The sequence below is a fragment of the Pseudomonas sp. BN606 genome, assembly GCF_029873115.1.
In the GTDB taxonomy this organism is placed as follows: Bacteria; Pseudomonadota; Gammaproteobacteria; order Pseudomonadales; family Pseudomonadaceae; genus Metapseudomonas.
Map to the genome: position 1 here is coordinate 112615 of NZ_SSOF01000042.1, position 20543 is coordinate 133157.

18 protein-coding genes are annotated in these 20543 nt (G+C 63.0%); 11 read left to right on the plus strand and 7 right to left on the minus strand.

Annotated elements, in window-relative coordinates; translation table 11 throughout:
* Positions 1–69 precede the first annotated feature (69 nt).
* The 3 genes from E8E75_RS05990 to E8E75_RS06000 all read right to left on the minus strand — a co-directional run bounded on the left by E8E75_RS05990 (position 70) and on the right by E8E75_RS06000 (position 4297).
* Positions 70–2616 (minus strand): TonB-dependent receptor, encoded by a 2547-nt coding sequence (locus E8E75_RS05990; protein ID WP_153918566.1) that lies wholly within the window; start codon positions 2614–2616, stop codon positions 70–72.
* Positions 2617–2811: 195 nt separating this feature from the next.
* Positions 2812–3774, minus strand: coding sequence for a FecR family protein (locus tag E8E75_RS05995; RefSeq protein ID WP_153918569.1), 963 nt, complete (start codon positions 3772–3774; stop codon positions 2812–2814).
* A gap of 1 nt (position 3775) precedes the next feature.
* Positions 3776–4297, minus strand: a complete 522-nt coding sequence (locus E8E75_RS06000) for a sigma-70 family RNA polymerase sigma factor (protein ID WP_256660920.1) — start codon at positions 4295–4297, stop codon at positions 3776–3778.
* Positions 4298–4462: 165 nt separating this feature from the next.
* On the opposite strand from E8E75_RS06000, the gene E8E75_RS06005 reads away from it, so the two are divergent.
* The gene (locus E8E75_RS06005) at positions 4463–4870 is read left to right on the plus strand and encodes a PA2779 family protein (RefSeq protein ID WP_120654707.1); all 408 of its coding nucleotides are present in this window, start codon (positions 4463–4465) and stop codon (positions 4868–4870) included.
* A complete protein-coding gene (locus E8E75_RS06010) occupies positions 4870–5835 on the plus strand; it encodes a PA2778 family cysteine peptidase (protein ID WP_120654708.1) in 966 nt (321 codons plus the stop codon). Before E8E75_RS06005 ends, E8E75_RS06010 begins: the two co-directional genes overlap by 1 nt.
* Positions 5836–5983: 148 nt before the next feature.
* Here the strand turns inward: E8E75_RS06010 and E8E75_RS06015 are convergent, their stop codons facing one another.
* A complete protein-coding gene (locus tag E8E75_RS06015) occupies positions 5984–6742 on the minus strand; it encodes an SDR family oxidoreductase (protein ID WP_120654709.1) in 759 nt (252 codons plus the stop codon).
* Between the two features lie 104 nt (positions 6743–6846).
* On the opposite strand from E8E75_RS06015, the gene E8E75_RS06020 reads away from it, so the two are divergent.
* The 9 genes from E8E75_RS06020 (at position 6847) to E8E75_RS06060 (ending at position 14114) form a co-directional block, all read left to right on the plus strand.
* Entirely contained in the window at positions 6847–7578 is a 732-nt protein-coding gene (locus tag E8E75_RS06020; RefSeq protein WP_120654710.1) for a HugZ family protein, read from the plus strand.
* Positions 7579–7644: 66 nt separating this feature from the next.
* Positions 7645–8097 carry an FxsA family protein gene (locus E8E75_RS06025; protein ID WP_120654711.1) on the plus strand — a complete coding sequence of 151 codons (453 nt, stop codon included), beginning with the start codon at positions 7645–7647 and terminating at the stop codon, positions 8095–8097.
* A 194-nt stretch (positions 8098–8291) separates the two neighbouring features.
* The gene (locus E8E75_RS06030) at positions 8292–8585 is read left to right on the plus strand and encodes a co-chaperone GroES (protein WP_028628402.1); all 294 of its coding nucleotides are present in this window, start codon (positions 8292–8294) and stop codon (positions 8583–8585) included.
* A gap of 48 nt (positions 8586–8633) precedes the next feature.
* Complete coding sequence (gene groL / locus E8E75_RS06035) at positions 8634–10274, plus strand: chaperonin GroEL (RefSeq protein WP_120654712.1); 1641 nt, start codon at positions 8634–8636, stop codon at positions 10272–10274.
* 189 nt (positions 10275–10463) lie between these two features.
* Positions 10464–11147 carry a response regulator transcription factor gene (locus tag E8E75_RS06040; RefSeq protein ID WP_120654713.1) on the plus strand — a complete coding sequence of 228 codons (684 nt, stop codon included), beginning with the start codon at positions 10464–10466 and terminating at the stop codon, positions 11145–11147.
* Entirely contained in the window at positions 11137–12426 is a 1290-nt protein-coding gene (locus E8E75_RS06045; RefSeq protein ID WP_120654714.1) for a HAMP domain-containing sensor histidine kinase, read from the plus strand. The genes E8E75_RS06040 and E8E75_RS06045 overlap by 11 nt, the downstream gene beginning before the upstream one ends.
* 80 nt (positions 12427–12506) lie before the next feature.
* Entirely contained in the window at positions 12507–13202 is a 696-nt protein-coding gene (locus tag E8E75_RS06050) for a class I SAM-dependent methyltransferase (RefSeq protein WP_120654715.1), read from the plus strand.
* Positions 13192–13893 (plus strand): lipopolysaccharide kinase InaA family protein, encoded by a 702-nt coding sequence (locus tag E8E75_RS06055; RefSeq protein ID WP_120654716.1) that lies wholly within the window; start codon positions 13192–13194, stop codon positions 13891–13893. Before E8E75_RS06050 ends, E8E75_RS06055 begins: the two co-directional genes overlap by 11 nt.
* Positions 13890–14114 carry a hypothetical protein gene (locus E8E75_RS06060; protein WP_120654717.1) on the plus strand — a complete coding sequence of 75 codons (225 nt, stop codon included), beginning with the start codon at positions 13890–13892 and terminating at the stop codon, positions 14112–14114. Before E8E75_RS06055 ends, E8E75_RS06060 begins: the two co-directional genes overlap by 4 nt.
* A gap of 188 nt (positions 14115–14302) precedes the next feature.
* On the opposite strand, the gene E8E75_RS06065 is transcribed toward E8E75_RS06060, so the two are convergent.
* The 3 genes from E8E75_RS06065 to E8E75_RS06075 all read right to left on the minus strand — a co-directional run bounded on the left by E8E75_RS06065 (position 14303) and on the right by E8E75_RS06075 (position 20406).
* Positions 14303–17356, minus strand: a complete 3054-nt coding sequence (locus E8E75_RS06065; RefSeq protein WP_120654718.1) for a multidrug efflux RND transporter permease subunit — start codon at positions 17354–17356, stop codon at positions 14303–14305.
* 26 nt (positions 17357–17382) lie between these two features.
* Complete coding sequence (locus E8E75_RS06070; RefSeq protein ID WP_120654719.1) at positions 17383–18534, minus strand: efflux RND transporter periplasmic adaptor subunit; 1152 nt, start codon at positions 18532–18534, stop codon at positions 17383–17385.
* A 240-nt stretch (positions 18535–18774) separates the two neighbouring features.
* Entirely contained in the window at positions 18775–20406 is a 1632-nt protein-coding gene (locus E8E75_RS06075; RefSeq protein WP_120654720.1) for a methyl-accepting chemotaxis protein, read from the minus strand.
* Positions 20407–20543: the final 137 nt, after the last annotated feature.

The window sequence follows — 20543 nt, forward strand, 5'->3', positions numbered from 1 at the left end:
AGGATTGCGCTGAAGGTGAGCCGGGAGTCACCCCTCTCCCTCTGGGAGAGGGGCTGGGGGTGAGGGCTGTCAGTACTCCACGCTGTAGCTCAGGCTGTAGGTACGACCACGGCCGTGGTAGTCGAACAGGTCGGCCGGGATGTTGGCGCTGTAGAACACCTGCGCGCGCTGGCCCCAGACGGTGGTGTAGTCCTTGTCCAGCAGGTTCTGGATGCCGAAGTTGAGCGTACCCACCGGCAGGACCTGGCTGCCCAGCAGGTCGAAGGTCGCGTAGCCGTCGATCTTGTGGTCGTTGCCGTCGAACTGGCCATTGGCGAGGACATTACCGTCGTCGGAGAGGTTGAAGGTGCGCACACCTTGCAGGCGCAGGCTGGTGTCGTCGTCACGCCAGCCGACGAAAGCGGTCAGTTTGGAGGGACTGGCCGCGGTCACGTCCTGCTTTTGCCAGCGGTCGTCGATCTTCTGCTGGGAACGGATCGCGAGGGCGCTGGTGCCGATCTGCCAGTTATCGTTCAGCCAGTAGTTGGCCTGGCCTTCCAGGCCAAAGTTGCGCTTCTTGTTGTCCAGCTGCTCCACCAGCAGGGTGGTGCGGTTATAGGTGATGCTCTTGTCGGACCACGCATAGAAGGCCGCCAACTGGGCGTCCAAGCTACCGTCGTAGTGGCGCCAGCCGAGTTCCACCTGCTTGGTCTTGATGCCGTCGAGGGCAGAGTCCTTCACGTTCACGCCCTTCTGCAGCACCCAGCGGCCGTTGACCGGCGCGGCGGAGTAGGTGCCCTGGCCGTAGTACTTGGCCGGGTCGGGCAGTTCGAAGCCTTCGGAGTAGTTGGTCCAGACTTGCTGCGCCTTGTTCAGCTTGTACACGGCTCCGAAGTTGTAGAGGTCGACCTGGTAGTCCTTCTCGCCGCCGGGAATGGCGTCGGCACTGGTGCCGTTGCCCTTGCTGATCTGGATCTGCTGGGCCGCTGCAACGAAGTCGCCGACGTCGTTGTTGGTGCGCTGGCGACGCACACCACCGGACAGGGTCAGGGCGTCGGTCGCGCGCCAGCTGCCCTGGGCGAATAGCGAATTGCTGTCTGTATCGATCCCCGGGTAGCGGCCGACCTTGGCGTATTCGTCAGCTACCAGGCCGCCGGTCTGGGCAGCTGTGCTGAGGTCGAACAGAGCCTGGTCGGAGTCGAAGCTTTCGCGCTCGACATCGGCGCCGTAAGTCAGGGTGAAGCGGTCCCACTCTTTCACCAGCACGGCCTTAAGCCCGTAGTAGTTGGTGTCCTGTTGGGAGGCGGAGTAGTAGGAGCGGGACGGGTTGATCGCGCCAGTGCCGGTGAAGGTGATGCTCGGATAGGGCTGGAAGGCCATCTCTTCGCTGCGGTAGTAGGCCTGCAGGTAGAGATCGTGGCCCAGCACTTCGGGGGCATGGTAGGTGGCGTTGAACTGGGTGCGTTCGGTGCGCGGCTCGCGGTCGAAGTTGGCGCCGCCTTCGATCTCGAAGGGCTCCAGTCCACGCAGGCCACGGAAGTTGCGACCGAGGTCTACGCCCTTGTCGCCGTCGTAGCCGGAGTCGTACCACTGGGCACCCAGGCTCAGGCTATGCCCATTGGCAAAGGCAAAGTCGAGGCTGCCCATGACATCCACCGACTGGTTGTACTGCAGGTCGGTCTGGGTGATGTCGAGCATCACCTGGTCGCCGTTGCCGTCATAGGCGGCGCCGTTCTTCTGGTACGCCACCGCGGCGCGGCCCTTGATCTGTTCGCTGCCGCCGCTGACGGACTGGGCCACACGCCAATCGTGTTCCTGGCTGGTTTCGAAGCCGCTGCGCAGGCCCACTTCACTGTTGAATCGGGCTGCGCCAGCGTCACCTTTCTTGGTGACGATGTTGATGATGCCGCCGGTGGCGCCGCCACCGTACACAGCACTGGCACCGGAAAGGACCTCGATGCGTTCGATGTTGAACGGATCGATGGAGTCGAATTGGCGGCTGATGCCACGGGAGCTGTTCAGGGAAACGCCGTCGATCATCACCAGGGCGCTACGGCCGCGCATGTTCTGGCCGTAATTGGTGCGGCCCTGTGGACCTATGTCGAGGCCAGGGATCAACTGACCGAGGGCTTCCTTGAAGGGCACGCCGGCCTTGGTCTGCTCCTGTAGCTGCGGCGCGTCGATGATCCAGACGGTGCCTGGCAGTTCGCTGATGCTGGTGGGCGCGCGGGAGCCGACCACCACCTGGCGATCCACTTCGATGGCCGCGCCGGACGATTGCAGGCTGTAGCCACCGTCCTGGGCCACGGCGTGCAGGCCGCTGCCGGCCAACAACTGGTTCAGGCCTTCTTCGACGCCGTACTGGCCGCGCAGACCCTGGGTCTGGCGGCCAGCGGTCAGCTCGGGGCTGAACGACAGCAGCACGCCGGCTTCACGGCCGAACTGGTTGAGTGCCGCCTCTAGCGGGCCGGCTGGAATGTCGAAGGCTCGGCGCTGGCTTTCGGCGCCAATTTCCAGGGCGGCAGCAATGACCTTGGCGGGCAGGGCAGCGGTCAGGCATAGGCTGAGCAGCAGGGGTTGCATGGCGCGGACCAGCGGTTTTCGGGCGAAGTGGCGAAGGCGGGGCGGGCACTGCATGGGGGCGTCTCGTTCGTGAATTGGGAAGGTCTCTGCCTGCCTTGTCACGCGAGGTCGGAAAAAAGGCTCAGCTTTCGCAAAAAATCTGGCTATCGATGGAGGCCGTAGGTTGGGCTGAGGTACGAAGCCCAACGTCAGAGTCGTGCCGTAGGCTGGGCCTCGCTTCGCACTGTGCCAACCTACGGATACTCCCCTTCAACCGGTGGCGCGCGGATGCACCTTGACCCAGTAGCGGGTCAGGCTATGCACCTCCACTGGCAGCGCCTTGGGCAGCATGGCGAGGATGCGCTCGGTGTTATCCAGCGGATAGCTGCCGGAAATCAGCAGCCCGGCCACTTGCGGGGCGCAGCTGAGGTGGCCATGGCGGTAGCGGCCGAGTTCGGCGAGAAAATCGTCCAGGCGCATATGACTCGCCACCAGCATGCCCCGGGTCCAGGCCAGGCTGTCCTCGCTGACGCTGTCGGGTGTGTCGATGCGGGTGGGGCTGAGATTCGTCTGCTGACCGGGCAGCAGCGACTGGCGCTGGCCGTCGGCGAGCAGGTCGGCGCTTCCGGCGAACAGGCTGACCCGGCTACTGCGATCGAGGACGCGCACATTGAAGCGACCGCCACGGCTCTCTATCAGGCCTTGCGGGGTATGGATACGCAGGGGGCGGGAATCGGCGACACCTTCGACGAGGATTTCCCCTTGGCGCATCTCGATCAGTCGTTGCCCGGCATCAAAGCGGATATCCACAGCGCTTGCGGTGTTCAGTTCCAGGCGCGAACCGTCGGCCAGGCGCAGCGCACGACGCTCGCCGACGCTGGTGGATTCGTCGCTGCGCAGGACCAGCAGCGGCTCGCTGTTACGCAGGCTGATGGCGCCGCCACCGACCATGGCGCAGAGCATCAGCAGTTTCAGGGCCTCGCGGCGGCTACGGTGGGCCGGAGCGCCGAGGGCTGCCAGCGCCGCGGGGGATTCCAGGCCGCGCAGGCCCACGTTGACCGCCTCGATGCGTTGCCAGGCACGCTCGTGCTCGGCATTGGCGCTGCGCCAATCCTGCCAGGCCTGGCGACGTTGTTCGCTGACCTCGCCACCCTGCAATTCCACCAGCCATTCCACCGCCTGCTCGGCGATGGCCGGGGCGATTCGGTTGCGATCCACGCTGAGCAGGTTCATCTCAAAGGCTCTCCGCGAAATAGCAGCGCTGCGCCGCCTTGACCATGTGGCGCTTGACGGTAGAGAGAGAAATATTGAGTTGGGCAGCGATTTCCACGTAAGTCATGCCGTCCACCTGGGCCAGCAGAAAGACCTTCTTCGCCACCGCCGGCAAGCCGTCCAGCAGGCGGTCAAGCTCCACCAGGGTTTCCAGGATGATGGCGCGCTCCTCTTCGCTCGGCGCGGCCGCTTCCGGCTGCGCGCTCAATGCTTCGAGGTAGGCACGTTCGATGTCCTGGCGCCGGTAATGGTTGGCCAGCACGCGCTTGGCCACCGTGGTGAGGAAGGCGCGAGGTTCGAGGATCACCGGCTTTTCCCGCGCCAGCAGCACGCGCAGGAAGGTGTCTTGCGCAAGATCTGCGGCGTTCTGCGGGCAGCCCAGGCGACGGCGCAGCCAGCCTGTCAACCAGCCGTGGTGGTCGCTGTAGAGCTTCTGCAAAGATTCGACCGGCGGAGGCGGAAGGGCGTCGGCTCCGTGATTCAAGAGCTGGACTCGGAGGCAAATGGGAATGTTTCGCATTCTATATCTGCTGGCCGGAGTTCAGCAATAATCAGTCTGTGGTGAAGAATCTTCTGCTATTGCTGTGGGAAAGCTGGAACCGGCAAACACGTACCGTGGTCAACTGGCAACAAAACCTGGAGAACCATTATGCTTTCACGTCCCTGCAACCGCCGCCTTGCTTCTTTGCTGATTGCCAGCCAGTTCGTTTTCCTTGCGCAGATGCCCTTGGCCCAGGCGGCCATGATTGGCACTCCACAAGCCATGCAGGAACAGCAGGCGCCGCAGCAGCAGCCGGTGGACCAGGCACAACTGCGCGCCATGCTCGATGACGAGAAGGTGCAGCAGAAGCTCGAATCCCTCGGCGTGCCGCGTGAGCAGGTGGAGGCCCGTATCGCCAGCCTGACGCCGGCCGAACTGCAACAGTTCAATCAGCGCCTTGAGCAGGAACCGGCTGGGGGCTGGGTGGGCATCATCGTGCTGTTCCTGGTGATCTTCATCATCACCGACATGCTCTGCGCCACTGACATCTTCAGCTTCATCAAGTGCATCAACTGATGCGGCTCTGGCTCGCTGTCCTGACGCTGGCCTTGGCGGGCTGCGCCGGGCAGCAACCCTTGCTATCGCCCCAGAGCGACCGCCTGCCACAGCGCACGGAGCTGGCCCAGACGCCGTTCTATCCACAGGAGATCTACCAGTGCGGCCCGGCCGCGCTGGCCACGGTGCTGGTGCAGCGTGGGGTGAAAACCTCACCCGAGGAGCTGACGCCCAAGGTCTACCTGCCTTCCCGGCAAGGCAGCCTGAAGCTGGAACTGGTGGCCGCCGCGCGCCAGTACGGGATGCTGGTTTATCCACTGGAGCCCAACCTGGATGCGCTGCTGGCCCAGGTGGCAGCCGGCAACCCGGTGCTGGTGATGCAGAACCTCGGCCTGGACTGGTTGCCGCGCTGGCACTTCGCCGTGGTGGTCGGGTTTGATCGAAGCAAAGACGAACTGGTGCTGCGGTCTGGCACCGAGAAGCGCTGGGTGACCGACCTGCGCAGCTTCGATCGCACCTGGCAGCGTGCCGAGCGCTGGGCCGTAGTGACCTTGCCGGCGGATCAACTCCCCGCAGAAGCTCGCCTGGAACCCTGGATCAAGGCCGCCAGCGACCTGGAGCAAACCGCCCAGCGCCCAGTCGCGGAGCGTGCATTCCGTACAGCTGCCGAACATTGGCCGACGGAGCCGTTGCCTCTATTCGCGCTGGCCAATGCGCGTTATGCCGACGGTGATCGTGAAGGCGCCGAGCAGGCCTTGCGCGAGAGCCTGAAGCGCAAGCCTGATTACGCGTTGGGCTGGTTCAATCTGTCTGAGGTGCTCAACGAGAAGGGCTGCGCTGCCCAGGCTGCACAAGCCCGAGCCTGCGCTCGCCAATTGGCGCCGGGGGATGCGCGTCTGTCGGCGCCGCTGGGAACAGCGTCAAGCGGAAAAGGGCAGTGCAGCGCGCTGCCGGTGTGTGGGGAAGGAGCGGCGGGTCGCGAGTGAACTCGTTCCCGCAGGGCACGAATCTGTGCGCGCTAGTTCTGCGCGAGTGGACGCAAACAAGGCTTCGCGAGCAAAGCTCGCTCCTACACCTGATGTCCTGCAATAAAAAAAGCCCCGCAAATGCGGGGCTTTTTCATGGTGCGAGGTATTACAGGCGCAGGCCGCCGTCCAGCTCCAGGACACGACCGGTGTAGTAGTCGTTCTCCAGGATGTAGGCGACCGAGTGGGCGATTTCCAGCGGTTTGCCCAGGCGACGCAGGGGGATCCCCGAGGTCATCTTTTCCAGGGCTTCCGGCTTCATGCTGGCGACCATGTCGGTCTCGATGAAGCCCGGAGCCACGCCTGCCACACGGATGCCGTAGCGAGCCAGTTCCTTCGCCCAGACCACGGTGTCCGCAGCTACACCGGCTTTGGCGGCGGAGTAGTTGGCCTGGCCCATGTTGCCGGCGCGGGAAATGGAGGAAATGTTGATGATCGCGCCTTCGTTCTCCAGTTCGATCATCTTGGCGGCGACTTCACGGGTGCAGAGGAAGACACCGGTCAGGTTGACGTCGATCACAGCCTGCCACTGAGCCAGGCTCATCTTGGTCATTTCGCCGTCCTTGACCTTGATGGTCAGGCCATCGCGAAGAATACCGGCGTTGTTCACCAGGCCGTTGATGGCGCCAAAGTCTTCGGCCACCTGGGCGACCATGTGGGTCACTTGCTCTTCGTTGGCCACGTTGCAGAGGTAGGCACGGGCATCACCACCGGCGGCCTTGCAGGCAGCCACGGCTTCATCCAGTTTTTCCTGGTTCAGGTCGACCAGGGCGAGCTTCGCGCCCTTGGCGGCCAGATACTCACCCATGGCGCGGCCAAGGCCCTGGCAACCACCGGTAATGATGATGACCTTGTCTTTGAGTTGCATGAGAATCCCCTCGAATAACTGTCGCTTTGTCCCCGCTTGCGCCGTTAAACCGCTATTCTGGGCGCTCGTCCGTTTTCGACGGATTCTTTGCGAGGAGTCATAAGGTGAGCGTGAAAGCCGCAAAGCATGCACGAGAAATGCTGCTCAAGGAATACCAGGGGGTGCTGTCCACCCATTCCAAGACCATGCCTGGCTTCCCTTTCGGATCAGTGGTGCCTTACTGCCTGGACGCCGAAGGCCGGCCACTGATCCTCATCAGCCGTATCGCTCAGCACACTCACAACCTGCAAAAAGACGCCAAGTGCTCGCTGCTGGTGGGCGAGCGCGGCGCCGCGGATGTCCAGGCCGCCGGGCGCCTGACCCTGCTGGCCGAGGCACGGCAAATCAGTGACGAAGCCGAAGTGGAAGCCGCATCAACCCGCTACTACCGCTACTTCCCGCAGGCCGCGGACTATCACCGCACCCACGATTTCGACTTCTGGCGCCTCGAACCGGTGCGCGCCCGCTTCATCGGTGGATTTGGCGCCATCCATTGGGTGGATCAACTGGTGCTGGCCAATGCGTTTGCTGGCGAAGCCGAGATCAGCATGCTGGAACATATGAACAGCGATCACGCCAATGCCATCGCTCACTATGTGGAACTGGCCGGTTTGCCGTCCCAACCTGCGGCGGAGATGGTTGGGATCGACTCTGAAGGATTCCACCTACGCATCGGTCAGACGCTTCATTGGCTGCCCTTCCCAACATCCTGTAACAACCCTGGCGCTGTCCGTCAGGCCCTGGTACAGCTGGCTCGCGCCGAATCCTGGCCGACCAGTGATGAGGCCGTAGCTTGAATTGGGAGGAGGGCGGCTTCATCTAACGGATTATCGGAAACCGTTCTTCCGCCAAGGAAACCCCAGATGCGCGCTTTTCTCTTTCTGTTCCTGCTCTTTCCGCTGATCGAGCTGGCCGTCCTGATCCAGGTCGGCAGCGCGATCGGCGTCCTGCCCACCCTGCTGCTGGTGATTGGCACCGCCGTGCTCGGCAGCGTGCTGCTGCGGGTAGCCGGTGTCGCCACTGCCTGGCGCGCCCGCGAGCGCCTGGCCCGGGGCGAGGTGCCGGAGCAGGAAGTGCTTGAAGGCCTGCTGATCGCCGTCGGTGGCGGCCTGCTGCTGCTGCCGGGCTTCATCAGCGACATCTTCGGCCTGCTCTGCCTGATCCCCTTCACTCGTCGCCTGTTCATTCGCAGCCTGCGCCAGCGCGCTGCGGCCCAGGCGATTCGCCAGCGCGCCTTCGCCGACGACCTTGCCGCCCGCAGCGGCCAAACCCGTCCGCGCGTGATCGAAGGTGAGTACGAGCGCCGCGACCAATAAAGTGCATTTTTTTTGCGCCTCGCCCTTGAAATGCCTTCGCGCGCCCCTATGTATCGGTCACCGCAAGGTTCCTGCTGATCTGCAGGTCTGAATTAAGCGGCGCCCCGTCGCGCTGCAACCGGCTCCGCCGGACATTACCAACCCACCGGTGCTCGCGCCGGTCGAAGTAACAACACTATTGGGAGAGATCGACAATGAAGCTTCGTCCTCTGCATGACCGCGTCGTCATCCGTCGCAGCGAAGAAGAGACCAAAACCGCTGGCGGCATCGTGCTGCCGGGCTCGGCTGCCGAAAAGCCGAACCGTGGCGAAGTCGTCGCTGTAGGTACCGGTCGCCTGCTGGACAACGGCGAAGTGCGTCCTCTGGCCGTCAAGGTCGGTGACCAGGTGGTATTTGGCCCGTACTCGGGCAGCAACACCATCAAGGTCGATGGCGAAGAACTGCTGGTGATGGGCGAGAGCGAAATCCTCGCCGTCGTCGAAGCCTGAGTCTCGCGAATCTCCGCCTACACACTAAAGAATTGAGGATCAATCAACATGGCTGCTAAAGAAGTCAAATTCGGCGATTCCGCCCGCAAGAAAATGCTGGTTGGCGTAAACGTACTGGCCGACGCCGTCAAAGCTACCCTGGGCCCGAAAGGCCGTAACGTGGTTCTGGACAAATCCTTCGGCGCTCCGACCATCACCAAGGATGGCGTTTCCGTTGCCAAGGAAATCGAGCTGAAAGACAAGTTCGAAAACATGGGCGCCCAGCTGGTGAAGGACGTTGCCTCCAAGGCCAACGACGCTGCCGGTGACGGCACCACCACTGCTACCGTTCTGGCTCAGGCCATCGTCAACGAAGGCCTGAAGGCCGTTGCTGCCGGCATGAACCCGATGGACCTGAAGCGCGGCATCGACAAGGCCACCATCGCCATCGTTGCCCAGCTGAAAGAGCTGGCCAAGCCTTGCGCCGACACCAAGGCCATCGCCCAGGTAGGCACCATCTCCGCCAACTCCGACGACTCCATCGGCAACATCATTGCCGAAGCCATGGAGAAAGTGGGCAAGGAAGGCGTGATCACCGTTGAAGAAGGCTCGGGCCTGGAAAACGAACTGTCCGTCGTAGAAGGCATGCAGTTCGACCGCGGCTACCTGTCCCCCTACTTCATCAACAAGCCGGACACCATGGTCGCCGAGCTCGACGGCCCGCTGATCCTGCTGGTGGACAAGAAGATTTCCAACATCCGCGAAATGCTGCCGGTCCTGGAAGCAGTTGCCAAAGCCGGCCGCCCGCTGCTGATCGTCGCTGAAGACGTTGAAGGCGAAGCCCTGGCCACCCTGGTTGTGAACAACATGCGTGGCATCGTCAAAGTCGCAGCCGTCAAGGCTCCGGGCTTCGGCGACCGCCGCAAGGCCATGCTGCAGGATATCGCCATCCTGACCGGCGGCACCGTGATTTCCGAAGAAGTCGGTCTGTCCCTGGAAAGCGCTTCCCTGGAGCACCTGGGTAACGCCAAGCGCGTTGTCCTGAGCAAGGAAAACACCACCATCATCGACGGCGCTGGCGCCCAGGCTGACATCGAAGCCCGCGTTGCCCAGATCCGCAAGCAAGTCGAGGAAACCACCTCCGACTACGACAAGGAAAAACTGCAAGAGCGTCTGGCCAAGCTGGCCGGCGGTGTTGCCGTAATCAAGGTCGGTGCGGCTACTGAAGTCGAGATGAAAGAGAAGAAGGCCCGCGTTGAAGACGCCCTGCACGCTACCCGTGCTGCCGTCGAAGAAGGCGTGGTTCCTGGCGGTGGCGTAGCCCTGGTTCGCGCCCTGCAGGCCATCGAAGGCCTGAAGGGCGACAACGAAGACCAGAACGTCGGTATCGCGCTGCTGCGTCGCGCTGTAGAAGCCCCGCTGCGCCAGATCGTGGCGAACGCTGGTGACGAGCCGAGCGTCGTGGTTGACAAGGTCAAGCAAGGTTCCGGCAACTACGGCTTCAACGCTGCTACCGGCGTTTACGGCGACATGATCGAAATGGGCATCCTGGACCCGGCCAAGGTCACCCGTTCCGCTCTGCAAGCTGCTGCCTCCATCGGCGGCCTGATGGTCACCACCGAGGCCATGGTTGCCGAAGTGGCCGACGACAAGGGCGCCCCGGCCATGCCGGACATGGGCGGCATGGGCGGCATGGGCGGCATGATGTAAGCCACCCGGCCATCCGGTCCGAAGAAGCCCCGCCTCGCGCGGGGCTTTTTCTTGCCCGCGAAAATGTGCGGAAGCGCCGCACGTGGGTATGATCGGTCGTTGCGCGCTGACGGAAACTTCCTGCGGATTCCCGGTTAGGGCGTGCTCTGGCCGGCAAGTGGCCATCAGTGGATGAATGGAGTTGAGCCAATGCGGATCCTGCTAGTCGAAGATAACAACGACATTCTGGGCAACATGGTCGACTTCCTCGAACTCAAGGGTTACTCCGTCGACTGTGCACGGGATGGCCTATCCGGGCTGCACCTGGCCAGTAGTGAGCATTACGACCTGATCGTGCTCGATGTCATGCTGCCGGGGCTGGATGGTTACAACCTCTGTCGTCGGCTGCGTGAAGAGGCTCGACGTGATACTCCGGTCATCATGCTCACCGCCCGCGATGCCCTGGACGACCGCTTGCAAGGCTTCAAGTCCGGCGCCGACGACTATCTGCTCAAGCCCTTCGCCCTCTCTGAACTGGCTGCGCGTATCGAGGCCGTGCTGCGTCGTTCCCAGGGCGGCGGCAGGCGCAGCCTGCAGGTGGGCGACCTCAGCTATGACCTGGATACATTGGAAGTCAGTCGCGCGGGCAAGACCCTCCGGCTCAATCCCATCGGTCTCAAGCTGCTCGCAGTGTTGATGCAGAAGAGCCCGCACCTGGTGCGCCGGGAAGCCCTGGAAGAGGCCCTGTGGGGAGATGACTGCCCTGATAGCGACAGCCTGCGCAGCCATATCCACCAGCTGCGCCAGGTGATCGACAAACCCTTCGGCAAACCCCTGCTGCACACCATGCATGGCCTGGGCTACCGCCTGGCGGAGTCGGCTGATGGAGTTTAAGCAGAGCCTCGCACGGCGGATTCTCATCGCCTTCGTGCTGATGACCGCCTTGGTGGGAGGCACCTTCTCTATCGGCATCATCGAAGTCGTACACCTGATCGAAGAGCAACTGATTTCCCGTGACTTGAACAACGAGCTCCACCGTGTCCTCACCCAAAACATCTTCCAGGGCAAGCCGCCTGCGCTGGATAGCGATACCCGCTTCTACAGCAGCGACAATGCCGGGCCCTATGCGATTCCCGAGACCCTGACCGATCTGGAACCAGGGTTTCACGAGGTCTTCGAGGGCGATAGTTCCTACCATGCGCTGGTCCGCGAAATCGAGGGCCGCCGCTATGTGATGCTGCAGGACCAGAGCGAGTTCGAGGCCCGCGAGCAGGTGCTTTACCGGGTGGTGATGGTCGGCTTCGTGCTCAGCGTGATTCTGGCGCTGATGCTGGGCTGGGTGCTGGCGCGCAAGGTCATCGAACCGGTGGTGCGCCTGGCCGGGCAGGTCCGCCATCGCGACCAGCTGCTGGGCATGGCCCCCCCGCTGGCGCCGGACTATGCCGCTGACGAAGTGGGACAGCTGGCCCAGGCCTTCGACGACACCCTGGGACGGCTGCATGAGGTGCTCAATCGCGAGCGCCTGTTCACCAGCGACGTCAGTCACGAGTTACGGACCCCGCTGATGGTGCTGGCAACCTCCTGTGAGCTGTTGGCGGAGAATCCCCATGTCGATGCTCGTGGCCGTGCCCATGTGCAGCGTATTGCCCGGGCTACCGAGGAAATGCGCGACCTGGTCCAGACTTTCCTGATGCTGGCGCGGTCACAGCGCGATGAAGCCAGCGTGGCGCCCCAGGCGAGCCTGACCAGTGTCGCCGGTGATCTCGCCAACCAGTGGCGCGAAGCCATCGAGCAGAAGGGCCTGCGTTTCGAGTACCAGCCCGGAGTGCCACACGAGCGCGCCTACAACGCCTCATTGCTGCGCTCGGTGCTGGGCAACCTGCTCCGTAACGCGCTGCACTACACCGATACCGGCAGCATCCGCCTGGTGCTGAAAGATTGCGGCTTCGTGGTGGAGGACAGTGGCGTTGGCATTCCCGAAGAGGAGCGAGAAGCGATGTTTCGTCCTTTCGTGCGTGGTCCGGCGAAGCGCGGCGATGGTCTTGGGCTGGGGCTCTCCCTGGTGCAGCGAATCTGTGACAACCAGGGCTGGACGGTCAGCCTGAGTGCCGTCGAGCCTACTGGTTGCCGCTTTGAGGTGGATCTCGGCGGGCGAAGCGCTCTCGTCGATTGACGTTTTTTTCACCTGCGCTTGACCACTTCTTGACCAGGGGCTGGCTAATTTAAGGGCCATCTTCAAGCTGGAGGTGGTCCATGACCCGCCCGATCAACCTCGAATTCTCCGACAAGTACGACCGCAAGCACGCCGAGGCATATCACCGTAAGCATCAGGCCGGCCTGTGGCGTCGCCTGTCCAACTGGCGAGACCTGCAGCTGGCGCGCAAGGCGCTGGCCCTGGCCGACGATCCCGGCCTGGTGCTGGACCTTCCTTGCGGCGCCGGACGCTTCTGGCCGTTGCTGGCGGAAAAGCCGAATCGGGTGATTATCGGTGCCGACAACTCCGAGCAGATGCTGCGCGTGGCCAGCGAGGTCCAACCGGTCGAAGTGGTCAGGCGCGTGCGCCTGCTGCAGACCTCGGCCTTTTCCATCCAGTTGCCCGAGAGCTCGGTGGACAGCATTTTCTGCATGCGCCTGATGCACCACATCGGTGACCCTGCACATCGCATGACGTTGCTTCGGGAGTGCCGGCGGGTCACCCGTGACAGCCTGATCCTTTCCCTATGGGTCGATGGCAACTACAAGGCCTGGCGTCGCCAGCGCCTGGAAAACCGACGCCAGGCCCGCCACAGCGAGCAGGGATACCAGAATCGTTTCGTCCTGCCGGTGGCCACTGCCGAAGCGGAGTTTCGCGAGGCGGGTTTCGACATTCAGGAGCGGCTGGACTTCCTGCCCTTCTACGCGATGTGGCGGGTCTACGTGCTGCGCAAGGTCGCCAGCCATGGCCAGTGAGCTGGTCGGGGCGGCGGGCTCCCGGTCGGATGAGCCGTTCCTGCGTGTCTGGTCGCTGCGTGGTGAATGGGTTGAGGAGCCCAATCGACGTCGCGGTGGTGAAAGCGGCGTACAGCGAGTTGTCCTGGGGGACGGTCGGCAGTGGTATGTGAAGCGTCAGGTCGAGCACCTCTACCGCAGTCTGCGCCATCCCTTTGGTCGTCCGACGGTGCTGCGCGAGCGCGAGGCACTGTTGGCCGTCGAGCGGCTGGGCGTGCGCGTCCCTAGGGTCGTATTCGGGGGTGTTCACCGCTGCCCGCTACAAGGGTGGCAAGGGCTGCTGGTGACCGAAGCGCTGGAAGGCTTCATCGAGTTCGAACGCTGGTACGCCGCCCAGGTGGGCGAAGGCGCCAAACACCTCGTATTGCAACAATTGGCGGCTACCCTGGCCCGCTTGCATCGGGGTGGGTGGCAGCACGGTTGCCTCTATGCCAAACATGTTTTCGTCCGTCCGGCGGGAGAGGGTGGCCTGCCCGAAGTTGCCCTGTTGGATCTGGAAAAAGCCCGGCGCCGACTGTCGAGCAAGCGGGCAGCTCTGCGCGACTTGTGGCAGTTTAAGCGCCACTCGTCGCTGAGCGAAGCGGATTGGCAGGTGCTGATCTACGGTTATGAAGCAGCGTTTGGCAGCGCTATCAAGGGTTTGCGATCATGAAATTAGAAGTCACGCGAGCTTTGTTTCTCGTCGGCGCTTTGGGAGTAGCCTCCCTGGCGGTGGCTGCCTGGCATGAGCCTTCGCCCTCCGTGGTCAGCGTCAACGGCCTCGGCTACTGCCCGTTACCGCCCAATGCGCGGTTGAAGGCGCAAGTGCAGCCGGACCAGAACCTGCTGCTGTTCATGTTCGGATTGTCCCAGGGATTGCGCGCCCAGGAATGAGATCCGAAAACCCCGCGAGAGCGCTTGTTTTGCGCACCTTGGGTAGGGTGCGCCGCGCGCACCAATGGCGTTACCGGTTTACTTCAAACCCCACGCAGGCACAGAGCCGGCGCGCATGGCGCACCCTATGATGAGGCCGGCAAAGAAAAGCCCCGCAATCGCGGGGCTTTTCTTTATCGCGTCCGGGCTCAGTGGCTCACCGCCGGCTGGCCCTCGGGCACCAGGTCCTTCTTCGCCAGCAGCGTATAGATGCAGGGCAGGACGAAGAGGGTGAACAGCGTGCCGATGGACATGCCGGTGGCGATCACAAGGCCGATGTCGAAGCGGCTGACCGCACCGGCGCCGGTGGCGAAGATCAGGGGCACCATGCCGAACACCATTGCTGCCGTGGTCATCAGTACCGGTCGCAGGCGAATGGCTGCGGCTTCTTCGACCGCTTCGCGGACAGAGAGGCCCTTATCGCGGCGTAGCTGGTTGGCGAACTCTACGATCAGGATGCCGTGCTTGCTGATCAGGCCGATCAGCGTCACCAGGCCCACCTGGGTGTAGATGTTCATGCTGGACACGCCCAGGAACAGCGGGATAAGTGCGCCACAGATGGACAGCGGTACCGTGACCAGGATCACCAGCGGGTCGCGGAAGCTCTCGAACTGGGCTGCCAGCACCAGGAAGATGATCGCCAGGGCCAGCGCGAAGGTGACGTAGAGCGCGCTGCCTTCCTGTACGTACTGGCGCGACGCACCTGCGTAATCGAAGCCATAACCGCGCGGCGCTTCTTCGCGGGCGATCTGTGCCACCGTGTCGATAGCCTCACCCATGCTCACCGTCGGGAAACCTTCGATGATCGCCGAGTTGAGCTGCTGGAACTGCTTCAGGCGGGTCGGCCGGGCGCTGTCATGCACGCTGATCAGGGTCGACAGGGGCACCATGGCACCGCTCTCGCTCTTCACGTAGTAGTTGCTCAACCAGCCCGGATTGTCGCGGTAGGCGCGCTCCACCTGGGCGATGACCTTGTAGCTGCGGCCGTCGATGGTGAAGCGGTTGATTTCACCCTCGCCCAGCAGGATCGCCAGGGTCGACCCCAGATCCTCCATGGACACGCCCATCTGCGCAGCCTTCGCCCGATCGATGTCCACCACCACTTCGGGCTTGTCGAATGCCAGGTCGACGTTGAGGAAAGCGAACTTGCCGGACTCCATGGCACGCGCCTTGATCCGCTCGGTCACCTGTAGCAGCGACTCGTAGTCGTTGGGGGTGTTGACCACGAACTGGAACGGCAGGCCTTCACCCGTACCCGGCAGCGACGGCAGGTTGAAGCCGAAGATCTGCAGGCCGGGAATCTCGTTCAGCTTGCCTTGGACCTCGTGGAGCAGTTCCATCTGAGTGCGCTCGCGCTCGTCCCAGGGCTTGAGCAGGAAGCCGCCGATACCCGACTGCACGCCGTCGAAGCCGTTGATCTGGAACGAGGAGTAGTACTCGGGGAACTCCTTGAAGATCTTCACGAAAGCCTGGGTGTAGGCGTTCAGGTAGTCCAGGTTGGTCGGTTGCGGGGCCTTGGCCATGATGAAGACGATGCCCTGGTCTTCGTCCGGGGCCAGTTCGCTCTTGGTGAACTTCAGCAATACCGGGATCAGGCAGAGCACGATGACAGCGAATACCACGACTACCGGGCGCGTATTCAGGGTGCCATGCAGGGCCTTCTGATAGCGCTGTTTAAGGCGGTCGAAGATCATGTCCAGTTTGTGCGCCAGGCCTGACGGGTTCTCGTCGTGGCGCAGCAGCTTGGAACACATCATGGGCGACAGGGTCAGGGCGACGATGCCGGAGATGATCACTGCGCCCGCAAGTGTCAGGGCGAACTCGCGGAACAGCGCGCCGGTCAGGCCTTCCAGGAAACCGATGGGGGCATAGACCGCTGCCAGGGTAATGGTCATGGAGATCACCGGCACGGCAATTTCACGGGCGCCCTCGATGGCCGCATCGAATGGCGTCTTGCCTTCTTCGATATGCCGGTGGATGTTTTCCACCACCACGATGGCGTCGTCCACCACCAGGCCGATGGCGAGAACCATGGCCAGCAGGGTCAGCAGATTGATGGAGTAACCCATCAACTGCATGAAGAAGAGCACGCCGATCATCGACAGCGGGATGGTTATCACCGGGATCAGCACCGAGCGGAAGGCGCCGAGGAACAGGAACACGACCACGATCACGATCAGCACTGCTTCACCCAGGGTCTTCACCACCTCGTCAATGGAGGCCTGGATGAATCGGGTGGCGTCGTAGGCAATGGATGCCTTGAGGTTCGGCGGAAGCTGGGACTCCAACTCCGGCATGATCGCGCGCACGTGCTTGATCACGTCCAGTGGGTTGGCGCTGGGGGTGCCCTTGATGCCGATGTAGACCGACGGAATGCCGTCGAAGGAGCTGATGGAGTCGTAGTTCTCCGCGCCCATTTCCACCCGTGCCACGTCGCGCACCAGCACGCGGCTGTCACCCACGGTCTTCACCGGGATGGCGCCGAAGGCGTCGGGGGACTTGAGGTCGGTGGTGGCATTGATGCTGGTGACTACGTACTGGCCCTTCACCTCGCCAGCGGCGGAGAGGAAGTTGTACTTGCGCACCGCGTCGTTGATGTCGTTGGCGGTGATGCCGTAGGCCGCCATCCGCACCGGGTCCAGCCACAGGCGCATGGCGAAGACCTGGTTGCCGAGGATTTCCGCCTCGGCCATGCCCGGCAGGGTCGCCAGCTTGGGCTGGATCACCCGCGAGAGGTAGTCGGTAATCTGCGGGTTGGACAGCTCATCGCTGTAGAAACTGATGTACATCAGCGCCGAAGCGTCTGCCGCTTCCTTGGACAGCACCGGGTCTTCGGCGTCCTGTGGCAGCTGGTTCTTCACCTCGTTGGCCTTGGCCAGGAGTTCGGTGAAGAGGCGGTCCGAGTTGGCGCCGATGCGTGCATAGATCTGGATGACCGACATGTTCTGCTGGCTCGACGACGTCATGTAGTCGATGCCCTCGGCACTGGCCAGGCTCTGTTGCAACGGTTGGGTAATGTAGCCCTGGATGGTCTCGGCGTTGGCGCCAGGGTAGGCGGTGGTTACCGTGATCAGGGCGTTTTCCATCTGCGGGTACTGGCGGATCACCAGCTTGCTGAAGGCCTGGAAGCCCAGCAGCACGATCAGCAGGCTGACCACGGTCGCCAGTACCGGGCGACGGATGAAAGGATCTGTGAAAGCCATGTTCCGTTCCTTCGCGCGTATGCCGCTTATTGGGCGCGGGCTTGTTTGTCCGGGGGGCTGGACAGGGTCTGGTCGGGCGCGATGGCGACGTGGGAGCCGTTATCCAGCTTGAGCTGGCCGGACGTCACCACCTGCTCGCCAGCCTGGAGGCCCTTGAGAATCACGACCTTGCCATCGCGATGTTCGCCGGTTTCAACGAAGCGGCGCTCCACCACCAACTGAGGCTGACCGTCCTGGTCTTTCTCGGTCTGGCCCTCGGCATTCTTCTTCTCGTCGATCACATACACGGAGTTGCCGTAGAGGGTGTAGGTGATCGCGCTTTCCGAAACCACCACGCGCTCCTGGTCGCCCGGCAGCAGCACTTCGAGGTTGGCGAACATGCCCGGCAGCAACTTGCCGTCGGGGTTCTGCAGCATCGCGCGCACCTGCAGGTTGCGGGTGGCTTCCTCGACCTTGGGGTTGAGCGCGGCGATGTCGCCTTCGAAGGATTCGCCAGGGAACGCGGCGACGCTGATGCGCACCTTCTGTCCGACTTTCAGCAGCGGAGCGGATTGCTCCGGCAGGAAGAAGTCGACGAACAGGGTGTTCAGGTCCTGCAGGGTGGCGATGATGGTGCCCGAGGAGAGGAAATCGCCGACGTCGACCTGGCGGATGCCGATGGTGCCGGCGAAGGGCGCGACGATGCGCTTCTTGTCCATCAGGGCTTTGAGCTGGGCAACCTTGCCAGTGGCGGCCTGGAGTTCCGAAGACAGGCGGTCGAACTCGCTCTTGGAGATGTTCTGCCGGCTGACCAGGCTGCGGCCGCGTTCGAACTCGACGCGGGCCAGGGACAGTTCGGCTTCCGCGGTGGCCAGGCTGGCGCGTTCGACGTCGCTGTCCATCTGGATCAGCGGTTGGCCCAGCTTGATCTTCTCGCCGGAAAGGAAGAGCACGTCCTGGACGGTACCGCTGGCTTCCACGGTGAGGTCGACGCCCTGGAAGGCTTTCAGCGAGCCGATGGCGGGCAGGCGGCTTTGCCAGGGCTGCTCGACGGCCTGCTCGGCAGAGACGCTGATGGGAGGCTGGGGCGCAGAAAACTGCTGGATCTGCTGGTAGATCGAGAAGCCTTTATAGGCGGCAAGGGCGGTCACCACGAGGGCAACCACGCCCAGCATGATGAGCATGCGGCGGAGCAACATATTCCGGTTCCTTGGCAGGGAAAAAGTGGCCTGGGAATAGGCGAGGCAAGCACCTTAGTACCAGAGTTAGACCAAGTCAAAGACAAGAAATTGCAGAACGTTGCGTTCACGCAGTTTGCTGCTTATGCGCCGTGAGAATCGCTGGAGATCGAATCAGATCGATGAATTTCCTACGGAAGGATTCGGACCTTTCTGATCGTGGGACAAGGCCCGGCAGCACTTCCCTGTGCTGCATTCGGTTCAGGCTTGGAGGCGTCCCGTAAGCTGGTTGAGGTCGCCGGAAAGTCCATGCAGGTGCTGGCTGGCGCCCTGGGTGCGCCGCACATTTTCCTCGTTGGTGGTGGCGATGGCGGTTATCTCGGTGAGGTTGCGCGAGATGTCCTCGGCCACCGAGGTCTGTTCTTCCGCGGCGGTAGCGATCTGCCGGTTCATGTCGCGGATGGCTTCGACCGAATCGGTGATGCGTTGCAGCATGGCGCCGGCCTCGGTGACCTGGGCAACGCTTTCCTCGCTGCGGTTCTGGCCGTTCTCAATGGCGCGGACAGCGTTGAGGGCGCCGGTCTGAACCGTGTCGATGATCTGATGGATCTCGGCGGTGGACTCGGCAGTGCGCTGTGCCAGGGTACGTACCTCGTCGGCGACGACCGCGAAGCCACGGCCCTGGTCACCCGCACGGGCCGCCTCGATAGCGGCGTTCAGCGCCAGCAGGTTGGTCTGTTCGGCGATGCCACGAATCACTTCCAGCACCTTGCCGATGCGGCCGCTGTCGCTTTCCAGGCGACGGATCACTTCGGCAGTGTTGGCGATCTCGCTGCGCATGCCGGTGATGCTGTGGATGGTCGCCTGCATCACCGCGCCACCCTGCTGCGCCGAATGGTCGGCCTGATCGGCCGCACCGGCGGCCTCGGCGGCGTGGCGAGCCACCTCCTGGGCCGTGGCGGACATCTCGTGCATGGCTGTGGCCACCTGGTCGGTGCGTGAGAACTGCTCACGGGTACCTTCGGCCATCAGGCTGGCGATGGCGCTGAGTTCGCCGCTGGCGCTGTCCAGTTGCGCGGTGCTCTGCTTGAGGCGGTTGAAGGTATCGGCGAGGAAGTCGCGCAGGGTGTTGGCGGCTACGGCCAGCCGGCCCAGTTCATCCGCGCGGCGGGTATCGACGCGCTGGCCGAAGTTGCCCTGGCTGAGTTGGGCGATGTGCTCGATCAACGAGCTGATGGGCGCGATCAGGTTGCGGTTGAGCAACCAGAGGCTGAACAGGCCGATGCCGATGCTCGACAACAGCATGACCGCCAGGCCGAGGTTTACGGTGTTGTCGGCGCCGGCGCTGATGGCTTCGGATTGCTGGGTGCCACGGGCATGCAGTTCAGCCACCAGTGCGCTCATCTGCTCGCTGGCGGCGCGGTCGATGCCCTTGACCGCGTTGTCGCCGGCCGCCGGATCAGCGCCGGAGGCGACGAACACGTCACGGCCCTTGCGGTAGGCGATGCCGAGGTTGCGGTGTTCGTTGCGCAGGTTCTCCACCTTTGCCCGCAGGGCGCTGTCGTCGAGGTCGCGGGCCTTGTCGAGCAGCTTGCCGAGTACGGCCTGGACCTTGGCTTCCTGGCCTTCGAACTGGCTCCAGTACTTGTTCAGGTTCTCCTGGTCCTTGCCGCGCAAGAGCACGTTCTTCCACTCCTGGACCTGCACCTTGAATTCGAGGTTGGCCTCATCCACCAGACTTGAAGCTTCCAGCGTGCCGTCCACCAGCCCGCGATAGGACTGGATGCCGCCGGAGAGGAAGTGGAAACAGGCCAGGGCGATCAGCAGGAGTAGAAGCAGGCTGCCGCCGAGCAGGGTGAGGATCTGGCCGCGCAGGGAGCGTCGCAGAGACATGATGTTGCGCCTCGTGGAGAAAGGAAGGGATGGTGGCTCTCTACCTGACGAATGTTGCAGTTGTGTGAGCGCCAGGAAGGCGCGTTGGGGGTACGTCAGGCAGGCATACACATAGTCGGCACGGCGCGGTGCCGCTG